The organism is Okibacterium endophyticum (assembly GCF_054780075.1).
Map to the genome: position 1 here is coordinate 167,158 of NZ_BAAGXA010000012.1, position 12,749 is coordinate 179,906.

General features: G+C 68.8%; 11 protein-coding genes. 4 read left to right on the plus strand and 7 right to left on the minus strand.

The features are described 5' to 3' along the window. Positions 1-348 precede the first annotated feature (348 nt). Together ACYVF5_RS14865 and ACYVF5_RS14870 are read left to right on the plus strand one after the other, a co-directional pair. Complete coding sequence (locus ACYVF5_RS14865; protein ID WP_460947786.1) at positions 349-1,011, plus strand: type IV toxin-antitoxin system AbiEi family antitoxin domain-containing protein; 663 nt, start codon at positions 349-351, stop codon at positions 1,009-1,011. After that, positions 1,008-1,496 carry a nucleotidyl transferase AbiEii/AbiGii toxin family protein gene (locus ACYVF5_RS14870; protein ID WP_460947788.1) on the plus strand — a complete coding sequence of 163 codons (489 nt, stop codon included), beginning with the start codon at positions 1,008-1,010 and terminating at the stop codon, positions 1,494-1,496. The genes ACYVF5_RS14865 and ACYVF5_RS14870 overlap by 4 nt, the downstream gene beginning before the upstream one ends. Before the next feature lie 504 nt (positions 1,497-2,000). Here ACYVF5_RS14870 and ACYVF5_RS14875 read toward each other — a convergent pair. From ACYVF5_RS14875 to ACYVF5_RS14905, 7 genes are all read right to left on the minus strand, one after another. Next, a complete protein-coding gene (locus ACYVF5_RS14875; RefSeq protein WP_460947790.1) occupies positions 2,001-2,894 on the minus strand; it encodes an ABC transporter ATP-binding protein in 894 nt (297 codons plus the stop codon). Further along, entirely contained in the window at positions 2,891-3,997 is a 1,107-nt protein-coding gene (locus ACYVF5_RS14880) for a FecCD family ABC transporter permease (protein ID WP_460947792.1), read from the minus strand. The genes ACYVF5_RS14875 and ACYVF5_RS14880 overlap by 4 nt, the downstream gene beginning before the upstream one ends. After that, on the minus strand, positions 3,994-5,058 hold the full coding sequence (locus ACYVF5_RS14885) for a FecCD family ABC transporter permease (protein ID WP_460947794.1): 1,065 nt from the start codon (positions 5,056-5,058) through the stop codon (positions 3,994-3,996). Before ACYVF5_RS14885 ends, ACYVF5_RS14880 begins: the two co-directional genes overlap by 4 nt. Further along, positions 5,055-5,969 (minus strand): siderophore-interacting protein, encoded by a 915-nt coding sequence (locus tag ACYVF5_RS14890; RefSeq protein ID WP_460947796.1) that lies wholly within the window; start codon positions 5,967-5,969, stop codon positions 5,055-5,057. Before ACYVF5_RS14890 ends, ACYVF5_RS14885 begins: the two co-directional genes overlap by 4 nt. A 13-nt stretch (positions 5,970-5,982) precedes the next feature. Continuing rightward, positions 5,983-7,038, minus strand: coding sequence for an iron-siderophore ABC transporter substrate-binding protein (locus ACYVF5_RS14895; protein ID WP_460947798.1), 1,056 nt, complete (start codon positions 7,036-7,038; stop codon positions 5,983-5,985). An 87-nt stretch (positions 7,039-7,125) separates the two neighbouring features. After that, positions 7,126-8,166: an ABC transporter substrate-binding protein gene (locus ACYVF5_RS14900; protein ID WP_460947800.1), complete on the minus strand. Its 1,041-nt coding sequence runs from the start codon at positions 8,164-8,166 to the stop codon at positions 7,126-7,128. A gap of 123 nt (positions 8,167-8,289) precedes the next feature. Further along, positions 8,290-9,105, minus strand: a complete 816-nt coding sequence (locus ACYVF5_RS14905) for a helix-turn-helix domain-containing protein (protein WP_460947802.1) — start codon at positions 9,103-9,105, stop codon at positions 8,290-8,292. A gap of 112 nt (positions 9,106-9,217) precedes the next feature. On the opposite strand from ACYVF5_RS14905, the gene ACYVF5_RS14910 reads away from it, so the two are divergent. Further along, on the plus strand, positions 9,218-10,867 hold the full coding sequence (locus ACYVF5_RS14910) for an ABC transporter transmembrane domain-containing protein (protein ID WP_460947804.1): 1,650 nt from the start codon (positions 9,218-9,220) through the stop codon (positions 10,865-10,867). Further along, positions 10,864-12,606, plus strand: a complete 1,743-nt coding sequence (locus tag ACYVF5_RS14915) for an ABC transporter ATP-binding protein (RefSeq protein WP_460947806.1) — start codon at positions 10,864-10,866, stop codon at positions 12,604-12,606. The genes ACYVF5_RS14910 and ACYVF5_RS14915 overlap by 4 nt, the downstream gene beginning before the upstream one ends. The last annotated feature ends 143 nt before the right edge of the window (positions 12,607-12,749 follow it).

The window sequence follows — 12,749 nt, forward strand, 5'->3', positions numbered from 1 at the left end:
CAGCCTAGTGAGGATGTCGGCGGGCCCATCCCCCGGAACTCGGCCTCGGGTGGTTCCCGTCGTTGTTTCGGGCTGGAAATGACCGGATCCGCCAAGAGGTCGCAGGGTGGCGCTGGCGTACTCCGTTGGACGGCCGAGCGCTCCGGTTGTCTCCGGTTCTTGAGGGCGAGCGCGACGCACCTATTCGGTATGAATACCGACGATCCTGCCGTAGGCAATTGGTGGGGACTGGAGCCCCTGCTCGACGTGAACGAGCTCGCCCGGTATCTCGGTGTACGCGCCCGCTATCGAGATGGTGAACCCCATCACCGCTGAATTGCTGGACCGCGCTTTCGCGAAGGACGAACGATGAGCGCATCAGCCCTAGCCAACAGAAACACAGCCAGATATTATGGATGTGTAATGGTTTCCGTTGAAATGGAGGTAGGCATGGATACCGAGACACTGCCCGACCTCCTCCGCTACGGAGATATCGACAAGCACGGTCTGACCCGCCACCGCTTCGACCGGCTGATCGACGAGGGCGAGTACGAGCGCATCGCCGCCGGGCTGTTCCTCCGGACTGGCAGCACGGACGACACGACGGCCGCCTGGATGGCGATCGCCACGAAGAAGCCCGAGGCGACGATCTGTCTGCTGTCGGCGCTCGCGATACATAACCTGACCGACGAGATCCCGACACGCAGCGACATCGCCATCCCCCGTGGCGCCCAGCCTGTGATGATCCATCATGCTCCGATCGCGTGGCACCGCTTCGACGCCGACACGTTCACGATCGGCCGTACCGAGCATGCACTGCCCGGAGGTCTGTCGATCGGGCTGTACTCACCGGAACGGACGATCATCGACCTCTTCCGCCTCCGCCACGATTGGGGAAGCGATCTGGCCGTCGGCGCCCTCAAGCGATGGCTTCGAGAACGCGGCAACAGCCCGGCGACGCTGTCGGCGATGGCCGAGTCGTTCCCGAAGGCTCGTCCGGCATTACAGAACGCCTTGGAGATTCTGCTGTGAGTCCGAATCCGCAACACGGCACTCCCGCGGGTGATGCGACCCTGGCGATCCAGCGGCTTGCCCGCCAGACGGCCGGCGACGTGCAGGAGTTACAGACGCTCTACGTACTCGAGGCGCTCCTGGCTCGGCTCGCCGCATCCCAGCATCGCGACGACTTCGTCCTCAAAGGAGGCGTGCTGCTCGCGGCCTTCGCTGTTCGTCGATCGACCAAAGACATCGATCTCCAGGCAACCGGTATCGCGAACGACGAGACTGACGTTGCGGAACGGATCCGGGAAATCGTCACCATCGATCTGCCCGACGGCGTTATTGTCGATCCGGACAGCATCACCGCCTCGAGCATCCGTGACGATGACGAGTACGCCGGGATCCGCGTGAAGCTCGTTGGTCTGGTGTTGAACGCTGTCGCAAACTTTTCCGACCCTGCGCTCACTCGGGTGGCAGAAGGGAATTGGAACGCTCAGGCAGCGACGTGGTCTCGGTAGCGTTTTCATCCAGTAACTGGCTGAGGTCCACGCCGTCGGCGACAAGTGAGTCGGCGGCCACCTGATGCGCGCCACAGGAATCGCACGTTGGACCTGAGCTCAGTGATCTCGGAGCGGAGGCTGACCTGGATGTCCTCGGGTGAGGGACCGATCAGGACGTGTTCGAGGAGCGCGTTGTTGAGCTGTTTCCGGTCCGCAGGTGCCGCCGCAAGGTAGCGGGAGTGCGCGTCTTCGAGGAGATCGAGCGATTCGCTTAGAGGCTGCTGACGGAGAGCGTCGTCTGCGCTCAATCGTTCGCGTTCCAAATCGATGTGGGCGAGCGACTGTGCCAAATTCTTCTGCTCTCTGACGAAGCGGAACCAGCTCGGCGCCGCTTGGTTCCCTGTAACACAAGGGAATCCGCGAGTTCCCGAGACGATCGGCGGAGACCGGAAACCGGCCGGATACTCCAAGGGGTCCTGTCAGCCCGTCCGAAAGCCCCGAGAAGCGACTTCCTCGCCGGCCTCAGTCGTTGCCGCGGAGCGTTCGTGTGCGCGCCTGAACTCCGGTCTCGCCAGCCGTGCGGGAGCCGAACGTGGCGAGCGGGATGACCATGGGCGTGCCGGTCTCGGGATCGGGCACGACGCGGCAGGGCAGGCCGTAGACGTCGTTCACCATCTCGGCGGTGATCACGTCGACGGGGTGGCCGGCGTCGACGATCGCACCGTCTTTCATGACGATGAGATGGTCGGCATAGCGGGCCGCCTGGTTGAGGTCGTGGAGCACAACGACGATCGTGCGGCTCAGGTCGTCTCTCAGCCGGCCGAACAGCTCCAGGAGGCCGTACTGGTGAGCGATGTCGAGAAACGTCGTCGGCTCGTCCAGCAGGAGCACGGGCGTCTGCTGGGCGAGCACCATGGACAGCCACACCCGCTGCCGCTGGCCACCCGAGAGTTCGTCGACCAGCCGACCCGACAGCGATGTGGCCTCGGTGGCCTCGAGGGCATGCATCACCGCGGCCTCGTCTTCCGCCGACCACCGGTCGAACATCCGCTGATGAGGATATCTGCCGCGAGCGACGAGATCGGCCACGCGGATGCCGTCGGGCGCAGTGGACGACTGCGGCAGCAGCCCGAGTTGCCGCGCGAGGGCCTTCGTCGGCACTCCTGAGATGTCTTTGCCGTCGAGAAGCACGGTGCCGGCCGAGAGAGGGAGGATCCGCGCGATGGCACGCAGCAGTGTGGACTTGCCGCACGCGTTCGGCCCGATGATCGCGGTGTAGGAGCCCGCAGGAATGCCCACCGTCACGTCGTCGCAGACGACGCGGCCGTCGTAGCCGACACCCAACCCGCTGGTGGCCAGGACGACGTGTGCGTCGGCAGTGCCAGGGGCCGTGGCGGGCGAAATGGTTGCGGTCATGTCCTTCTCCGGAACTCGTAGGCGAGCAGCCAAGCCAGATATGCGCCGCCGAGGGAGGCGGTCACGACGCCGACGGGGAAGCCGAGCCGTTGGGCCAGCACGTCGGAGGCCAGCAGCACGAAGCCGCCGACGAACGCCGATGGCACGAGCAGCAGGCCGGACCCCCGCACGAGGCGGCGGGCGATCTGGGGCGCCGCGAGCGCGACGAACGAGATCGGGCCCGCCGCCGCTGTCACCAGTGCCGTGAGGGCCACGCCGACGACGACCGCGGCGGCGCGAACATGGTTGCTGCGCACGCCCAGCGCCCGGGCGGAGTCGTCGCCGAGCTCGAGCTGGCGCAGCCGGGGTGCGGTGAGCGCCAGCAGAACGAGCAGCACGACGAGGCCGACGGACAGGGGCCAGAACTGCTCGTAGCCGAGTCCGTTGAGGGAACCGGCCGCCCAGACCGCCGCCAGCATGGCGGTGTCGACGTTGACGAAGAGCATAAGCGCGGCGTTCAGCGACGACAGCAGCGCGCCGACCCCGATGCCCATGATGATGAGGCGGAACGGCTGTACCGTGCGCCCCCGGAAGGCCAGCAGATACACGACGGCGGCGGTCGCGCAGCCGCCCAGGAGCGAGCCGGCCGCGATGTCGAGGTAGCGCGACGAGCCAAGCAGCATCACGACGATGGCCCCGGTGTAGGAGCCGGACGAGAACCCGATGATGTCGGGGGAGCCGAGCGGATTGCGGGTGAGCGACTGGAACACGGCGCCGGCGAGGGCGAGTGCCACCCCGCAGGCGACGGCGAACAGCGCGCGCGGCAGGCGCCAGCCGACGACCAGGAGCCGGGCCTGCTCGTCGCCGACGCCCAGGAGGGCGGAGAGGATGCGCACGGGATCGAGCGCGTAGGTGCCGATTCCGAGGGAGACGAGCAGAAGCACGACCATCAAGACGATGAGCGTCGCGACCACCACCGCACCGCGCACGCTCCCCAGCTGCGAGACCCGCCAGAAGCGGACGGTGAGGGTGCGATACCCGTGATCGATCGCCGGCTGGGCGCCAGGGGCCGCCTTCGGGAGGGGGGCGCCGTCGCGGGCGGTGCGGTCGTGACGGAACGTCACAGGGTGCTCACCGTCCGACGGCGGGCGAGCAGGATGAGTACGGGCGCCCCCACGATCGCCGTCACGAGCCCGACGCGGAGCTCCCCATTGGGCAGGATGATACGGCCGAGGATGTCGGACAGCAGCAGGATGACGGGGGCCACGACGATTGTGTAGCCGAGGATCCAGCGCTGGTCGGGCCCGACGAACCAGCGCACGGCGTGCGGGACCATCAACCCGATGAACCCGATGGGGCCGGCCAGCGCGGTCGCGGTTCCCGCCAGCAGGGTGACAGCCACGACGACGCCGATCCGCACCGGTCCGATGCGCACGCCGAGCGACGCGGCCAGCTCGTCGCCGAGCGCCAGCGCGTTGAGCGCCCTCGCCGTCGCCAGGCCGAGGAGCAGCCCGATCAGGATCAGTGGAGCGAACCCGAGAATCGCCTCCAGGCTCCTGCCCCCGATCGATCCGACGCCCCAGAACCTCATGTCGTCGAAGGTCTCCCGGTTCGAGAGCGTGAGTGCGGTGGTCGCGCCGCCCAGCGCGGCGCTGATCGCGACCCCCGCGAGTGTCAGCTTGGCCGGCGTCGCGCGCGTTCCGCCGATCGAGCCGAGGACGTAGACGAACACGGTCACGGCAGCAGCCCCCGCCAGGGCGAACCAGACGTATCCCATCGGGGCAGTGACGCCGAGCACGCCGATCGCGATGGTCACGGCGAAGGTCGCTCCCGCGTTGACGCCGAGAATGCCTGGGTCCGCGAGGGGATTGCGGGTGAACGCCTGGATGAGCGCCCCGCACAACCCCAGCGCCGGTCCGACGATCAGGCCGGCGATGGTGCGGGGAACGCGCAGCTCCAGGATCATCACGTGCTCGTCGATCCGCTCGTCGTACGCGGTCAGCGCATCCCAGATGATCGAAGGCTGGATCGGGCGGGCGCCCACCGCAACGCTCGCGATCACCGTGACGAGAAGGAGGGCGAGGGCGAGGAAGAGGCCGGTCGATCGTGCGGCGTTCCCGCGGGCGACGCCGTTCGACATGGATCGGTTCTCGGTCGCCTCCGAGGTGACCGTCGGGGTGCTCACAGGCCCGCGGCTTCGTACAGGCGCGCCACCTCGTCTGCGATCTCCTCGGTATCCCGATCGCTCTCGTAGAGTCGCCGTACCCGCTCGTGGAACTCGGCCCCGAGCTGCCCGTAGCGCTCGGTCCATTCCTCCGCCTTGTCGGTCCAGTAGCCGATGCACTTGTAGAGCTCTGGGGCGAGTCCGGCCTCATGACGCAGAAAGTTTCGCGTATGGCGGGTCATACGGGTCTCGCCCGCAACCCACACGTATGTGTCGGGGCCCAGCGGGTGCCGCCTCAGGGCGTGCACGAGGGCGCTGGGCGACTGCCCGTTGCCGCTTCCGCGCAGCCAGGTGTACGACACCTCGACGCCCGCGGCGTGCACCTGGTGTCTGGCGTCGGGCACCTCGGCGATCACAACGGTGTCCACGGCGCCGGCGGTGAGCTCGGCGATGCGCAAAGCGGCAGGCAGCGCCGGCTCGTCTGCGACCAGGATCTGCTTCCGCGCCGGCTCCGGACGGTCGTACAGCCCGATCGGCGGATTGAGCGCAATTCGCTGGCCGGGTCGTGCCTGCATCGCCCAGGCTGCCGCGATGCCGCCGGAGTGCGCGATGAAGTCGATGTCGACCTCACCGGCCAGGTGCTGCCGGATCGTGTACGTGCGCATCTGCGACGGCGCCGCGCCGTCGGGGTAGTCCCAACCCCGACCGTCGACGAACGGCATCCGCACAACGCCGTCGGGCTCGTCGGGGAAGAACAGCCGCACGTACTCGTCGCCCACACCCGTGGTCGGATAGTCGGCCATGTCGGCGCCGCCCAACGTGACCCTGATCACCCCTGAGCCCACGCGCGCGACTCCGACGACCTCGGCGAGGTGGATGCGGGGCTCGTAGCCCTGGGGCAGGCCGGGGTAGTGCTCTCGGGCGCTTTTCATCGTGGCCGCCATGTCAGTCCTGACCTCGCACGATGGCGCCCCCGTCGATGGCGGTGGCGACGTCGTCGACGAATCCCTCCTCGATCGCCCAGGGGATGCTCAGAAGGGTCGGGCCGTTGGTCGCCATGCCCATGGTCGCGTCCTCGATGATGTAATACCGTCCATCGGCGATCGGCTCCCAGCGCGAGAGGGCGGGGTGGTCCAGGGTGTACTGCGTCTCCTCGGGTGAACTGGACCAGGCGATGAACACGTCGGCGTCGATCGTGTTCAGCTTCTCCAGGCTCACGGCGCCGTGGAAGTCGTCATCGTCGACGTCGCCGAGGGCGTCGCTCAGGCTCGGGCTGTCGACGAGCCCGAACTCGCGCAGGAACGCCACGCGCGGGTCCGCGGAGATGTACAAGCCGAGCTCGGCCGACCCTTCCGACAGCGACACTCCATAGAGCAGCGACGTATCCTTGACGCCGGGATGCGTGACGAGCGCCTCCTGCATCGCCTGCTCGGTCTGGGCGATCAGCTCCTCGGCCTTCTCGTTCTCGCCGAGTGCGGTGGCCACCACCCGGGTGAGATCCTGCCAGTCGCCCGACACCCACGGGCGCTCGGCGTAGGCGACCGTGGGGGCGATCTCGCTGAGGCGTGCGTACTGCGTCTCGGTGATCCCCGAATGCGGGGCGAGGATCACATCGGGCTCCAGTGCGAGGATCTGCTCGAAATCGGGTTCCTCGCCCTCGTTGAGGATCGTCGGCATGTCTGCCTCGAGCACATCTTCGACCTGGGTGCGGAACCACGGTGTGAAGCCCTCCTCGTCGCCGCCCCACGACGTCGGCGTGCCGATCGGCACCGTGCCCAGCGCCGCGACGATGTCCTGAGTCATCCAGCCGATGGTGATGACGCGCTCAGGATTGCTCGGGATCTCGGTCGTGCCGTAGACGTGCTCGATGCTCACGGGGAATCCGGGCGACGAACTCTGAGCGGACCGATCGCCCGGAGCCGTCGTGGCGGAGCAGCCGGTTGCGATCAGGGCTGCGGCGGCGAGGACGGCGGTCGCGACGGAGCGACGGAATCTGAGCATGGCGGGAGGCACACTTTCTCGGGGAGGGATGAAGCTTGGGGAGGATTGCGGCATGAGGCGAAGACATGGTCGAGGCGCGTGCCCCGCTCATCCGGCGAGGGCCGCCGACAGATCGTCGGCGATGCGTTCGATCGCCCAGTCGATGCCGAGCGGCGTGGCCGTTGAGAACGCGAGGCCCACCTCCAGGTCGGTGATGAGAGCCACCCGGTCCTCGGCGACGGGCGCCCACGACGCGAAAGCCGGCTGTGCATCGACGATCGACTGCCACTGCTCCTGGTCGGAGACCGTGACGAACAGATCGGGTGTCAACGGCAGCAGCTCCTCGAGGCTGACCGAGTAGCTGCTCGGGTCTCCTGCAGCATGCTGCAGCTCGACGGCTCCGGGCAACGGCTCCAGGCCGAGCGCCGTGAGGGTGGCGCTGCGCGGATCGCTCGCGCCGTACACCACCGCCTGGCCGTCATCCGATGGGGCGAAACCCTGCATATAGGTGACGCCCTCGAACTCCGGATGCTGCGAGGCCACCTCGTCCAGCCGGTCGGCGAGGTCCTGCTCGATCTGCGAGGCGCGCGCCGACTGTCCGAGCGCCGCGCCCATCATCGTCAGGTGCTCGTCGACGGACCCCGCCCACGGTGCATCGGGGTACGCCACCGTCGGTGCGATCTCGCTCAGGCGCCCGTACTCCTCTTCGGTGATGCCAGAGTTGATGGCCAGGATCAGATCGGGTTCCTGTGCGAGCACGAACTCCAGGTCCACCTCACCGCGCTCCAGGGACGGGTCCACTGCGGGAAGAGGCGCGCCGAGGTCGTCGACGGCCTGCTCGAACCATGGGTAGTGGTCGTCTGAGAGCACACTCGCGGCCGTGCCCTGCGCGATGGGCACGGTGCCGAGCTGCACCGCGAGATCCGCGCCCGCCCAGCCGATGACGACGACGCGCTGCGGCTGCGAGGTGATCGTCGTCTCGCCGAGGGCGTGCGGAATCGTGACCGGATAGGCGTCGGCCTCGGCCTCGGCGAACACCCTGTTCTCGGACTCCGCCGGGGCCGCGTCAGGGGAGGGCGCACACCCCGACAAAGCGAGGAGAACCGACACCGAGGCGGCGAGCAGGGCGATGGGGCGGCGAGGGGGCATGGTGGTCCTTGTGCTGAGCGAGTCGATTTCTGGGTAAGGGTAGCCTCACCTCAATCAACTGTAAATCTCGCGAGTATCGAGCAACGGACAAAGCCCGTCGCCGCCGAGACAGACTTGTGGCGATCAGCGCGAGCGAGCCGGGAGGAAGTCCCTCGGAGTCTGGTGCATCGTGCGGTGGAACGCGGCCGTGAACGCGCTCGGGGTGGCGTATCCGACCCGCCGGGCGACCGCGCCAACCGGCATCCCGTCGCCGAGCAGGCGCACGGCCTCGGTGAGCCTGGCATAGGTGCGCCACTGGGTGAACGTCAGTGCGGTCTCGTTGCGGAAGGCGCGGGCGATCGTGCGGGTGCTCTGCGCGGTAACGCTCGCCCACTGCTCGATCGAACGGTCGTCGCCCGGATCCCGGATGATGCTCCGGGCGATGGTGCTGATCCGAGGGTCCCGAGGGATCGGCAGCTCGATCGACGGCCGGGTCTGCTCCGTGATCAGCTCGAGGCACACCACCTGGGCCCGCAGTCGCTGTTCGCGAGGCATGCCGGTGGCGGCGAGGTACATAAGCAGCTCGCGCAGCGCGACGTCGACGACGACGGTCCCCGCCTCTCTCGCCGGACGGCTCCACGCATCGGCGACGACGTAGGTGGCGGCGAGCGTGGTGCGGGGATCGCGGCTCGCGCTGTGCGGGGTGCCCGCGGGCACCCAGAGTCCCTGCCCGAGCGACAGCGGCCACTGCACGCCGCCGACGTCGACGGAGGCGGTCGCGCGCTCGGGCCAGAACACCACGTGCTCCGGATGCGTATGCGCAGAAGCGCGGCAGCCGTCGTCGTTGTCGAGGTAGCTGTGCCCCAAGGAGCGGGTCGTCAGCAGGTAACCCGGCGGCACGACCGGGCCCTGCTCGGCCGGCCGGGCGTCGTCTGCGTCGACGCGAACGCGATGCGACATGAAGATCCCCCTTGGCTGAGGCAAGGCTACCCTACATTCACCTGTCTCGAACGCGATAGAGACTGTCGCACACCGGCGTGCGTCCCGGCCTACTGTCGAGGTGATGTGGGACATGATGGAGCACCCGGAGCGACTGCGCACACCTACCGTGCTACGGATCGCGTTGTCGCGGAACGGTCGCGGCTGGCGTCTGGCCGCGGCGGCCTCTGGACTCATGGTGCACCAGGTGTGCGAGGCGGCGGTGCCCGTGCTCATCGGTGTGATCATCGACCGTGCCGTCGCGACGGGCGATCTCATGCAGCTGCTGTTCTGGCTCGGCGCACTCGCCGTGGTGTTCGTGGTGCTCTCGCTGAGCTACCAGTGGGCGTCGCTCGGAATGGTCGGCGTCTACAGCTTCGGCGAGCACGATCTGCGCCAGCTGACCTTGACGCGCGTTCTGCATCCGCTCCGCCAGGTCGGACGACGGCGCGAGGGGGAGCTGCTCTCGATCGCCACGAGCGACACCTACCGGGTGGCCGGGGTGTCGTGGAGCATCGCGGAGCAGGCGGCCACGATCGCGGCGGTGCTGGTATCGGCGTGCGTGCTGTTCGTCGTCTCGGTCCCCCTGGGCCTCGGCGTTCTGATCGGCGCGGTGCTGGTGCTGTCGGCGATGCAGCTGCTCGTGCGCCCGATCCAGCGCAGGGGCCTGGCCGAGCAGGCCTCAGTCGCACGGGCCAGCGACGTCGCCACCGACACGATGCAGGGACTGCGGATCGTGCACGGTCTCGGCGCGCAAGACGAGGTGCTCCGCCGCTACCGTCTCGCCAGCTCCGCCTCCCGAACGGATGCGACGGCGGCCTCCCGTATGCTGCTGAGCTATCAGGCGTTGAGCGCGGCCGTGTCGGTGCTCTACCTCGCCGGACTTGCCCTGGCCGCCGCATGGATGGCATCGGCCGGTCACATCACCGCCGGCCAGCTGGTCACGGTGGTGGGCCTGGCCCAGTTCCTGCAGGGCTCGCTCGCACACCTGGGCACGTTCGCGCCGAACTGGGCGCACAAACGCGCCTCGAGTCGCCGGCTCGTCGGGCTTCTCACCGAGCCGTTCGAGCTCCCGCCCGGATCACCGGCATCGGGCGGCGGCGTCGCCGAGGCTGAGGAGCCCTTCCTCGTGTGGCGGCCGGCGGCGGGCAGCGCGCTGACGATCACCGGGCGCAGCGGGCTGGTCGGAGTGCGAGTAGGCTCCGCCGCCGAGGCGCGCGCGATCTCGGCGCGCCTCGCATACCGCACGACGCCGGCCCGAGAGGAGATACTCCTGGTGGGGGAAGACGCCGTCGACCTGGGGCCGGACCGCTACGCCGCACGCGTCGTCGCACCCCCGCACAACGCTATGGTGTTCACCGGATCCCTGCGTGACAACGTCGCCGCCGATCGCGTGCTCGACGTCCGCATCGTCGCCGCCACGGCGCTGGACGACGTGATCGAACAGCTCGGCTCACCCGAGGCGCCCGTCGGCGAAGGCGGGCGCCGGCTTTCTGGCGGACAGCGTCAGCGGCTTCTCCTGGCCCGCGCACTGCACGCCGACGGCGATGTCGTGGTGCTCGACGAACCGACCACGGCACTGGATCCGGTGACCGAGCAGCAGGTGGCGGCAGGACTGCACCTGCTGCAGCGACCGATCGTCGTCATCACGTCCAGCCGCATCCTGCTGGACGCCTGCCGTCACGTCATCGACGCCCCGACGCTGCCCGCGGCCGGACGGTCCACCACAGGAGTGCCGGCGTGACGCTTCCGATCGCGACACCCCGCGACACCGCACGGGTCACGCTCCGGCTGCTCTGGAAGCGGCCGTGGCAGCTCGTCTCGACGATTGCACTGCTCCTGCTCGGCGCCACATCCGCGCTCTGGGTGCCCCTGCTGCTCGGCACACTCGTCGACGCGGTGATCGCCCGCCAGACAGTCGCGCACTTCTGGCAGATCTGCGCCGTGCTGCTCGCGGCCGGATCTCTCGCCGCCTGCCTGCAGTGGGCCGGGGGGATGCTGCTGGTGCACACCCTCCAGGCCGCGCTGAGCGAACTTCGAGAGGGCGTGTTCGGCGTGGCGCTGTCTCTGCCGCTGACCGTCGTCGAAGAGGCGGGGAGCGGCGACATCGTCGCCCGCGTCACCGGCGACGTCCAGGCCGTGACCGAAGCGATCTCAGACGTGCTGCCCAGGTTCTTGCAGGCGGCGCTCACCATCGGGCTGACTGCGGTCGGCCTCAGCATCCTCGACCCCTGGCTCGCGCTCGCCGCCGTGCTCGCGGTGCCGCTCCAGGTGGCCGCCACCGTCCGCTTCCTCCGTCGATCCCGCCCGCTGTACACCCGGCTCCGGCAAGAGGAGGCCCACCGTGGACAGGTGCTCATCGAAGCGGCCGCGGGCGCCGATACGGTGCGCGCCCATCGCAGCCAGGACAGTCACCTCGAGCGCATCGCCCGAGCCAGCACGTCGGCCGTCCAGACCCAGCGGCAGGCTGCCAGAGCGCGCAACCGCTTCAACGGAGGGCTCAATGCCGCCGAGCTCGTCGGGCTCGCCGCGGTCCTCGCCACGGGATTCGTGCTCACCACAGCGACCGGCCTGACGATCGGCGCCGTCACCGCCGCTGCGCTCTTCTTCCACCGCCTCTTCGGACCGATCGGCGCGCTGCTCGGCAGCATCGACGACCTGCAGCGCGCGCTGGCCGGCCTCGAGCGCCTCATCGGAGTGCTGCAGACAGGCACATCCGGACGTGAACAAGGCACTCCGATCCGCGACGCGAGCGTTCGAATCCGCGAGGTCGGTTTCCGGTACGACACAAACGCGCGACGCGACGCCCTCTCCCGAATCGACCTCGACATCGACGCCGGCACGACGGCCGTGTTCGTGGGCGCATCCGGCTCGGGCAAGAGCACTATGGCCCGCCTGATCGCCGGACTCGACCGGCCGGGCCGCGGCCTGGTGCACATCGGCGGCGTCCCCGCTCACGAGGCGCGACACGAAGGAAGGCCTGCAGCGCTCCTGGTCACACAAGAGGCACACCTGTTCGCCGGATCGGTCGCCGACAACCTCCGCCTCGCACGCCCGGACGCCTCAGACGACCAGCTCCTCGCGGCGCTCGTGGCCGTCGAATTCGACATGGACTCCCTCTTCGACGGAGCGGACACGGTGCTGGGCCACGGCGCCAGCCACCTCCATACCCAGCAGATCGCTCTCGCGCGTGTGCTTCTCGCCGACCCGCCCGTCGTCGTGCTCGACGAAGCCACGGCGCAGGCTGGAACCGACCGCAGGTTGTTGGCCGCGCTGCGCACCGTTACCCGCGGGCGCACCGCCATCATCATCGCGCATCAGCTCACGCACGCACGCGGCGCCGAGCTCGTCGCCGTGTTCAGCCATGGCACGATCACTGAGTCGGGGACGATGCCGGAACTGCTCGCACGGTCCGAAGGAACGTTCGCGCGACTCTGGCTCGCCGAGGCTGGCTCACAGCACGTCCAAGACGACCTGCGCTGATCCACTGCGCCCCTCCGGCGATGCGGTCGGATCCAGTCGTCGATGATCTCGTGACCGGGCGACAGGACTGTCGATGACCGCGTTCGCGAGCAGCGCTGTGCCGCCCGGCCGGTCACCGGACCGGCCGGGCACTGGGGAGCCTC

Coding starts and splice junctions, on each gene's coding strand:
- ACYVF5_RS14865 (WP_460947786.1), top strand. CDS start 349: ATGAGCGCATCAGCCCTAGCCAACAGAAACACAGCCAGATATTATGGA.
- ACYVF5_RS14895 (WP_460947798.1), bottom strand. CDS start 7,038: ATGCTCAGATTCCGTCGCTCCGTCGCGACCGCCGTCCTCGCCGCCGCA.
- ACYVF5_RS14875 (WP_460947790.1), bottom strand. CDS start 2,894: ATGACCGCAACCATTTCGCCCGCCACGGCCCCTGGCACTGCCGACGCA.
- ACYVF5_RS14900 (WP_460947800.1), bottom strand. CDS start 8,166: ATGCCCCCTCGCCGCCCCATCGCCCTGCTCGCCGCCTCGGTGTCGGTT.
- ACYVF5_RS14890 (WP_460947796.1), bottom strand. CDS start 5,969: ATGAAAAGCGCCCGAGAGCACTACCCCGGCCTGCCCCAGGGCTACGAG.
- ACYVF5_RS14905 (WP_460947802.1), bottom strand. CDS start 9,105: ATGTCGCATCGCGTTCGCGTCGACGCAGACGACGCCCGGCCGGCCGAG.
- ACYVF5_RS14910 (WP_460947804.1), top strand. CDS start 9,218: ATGATGGAGCACCCGGAGCGACTGCGCACACCTACCGTGCTACGGATC.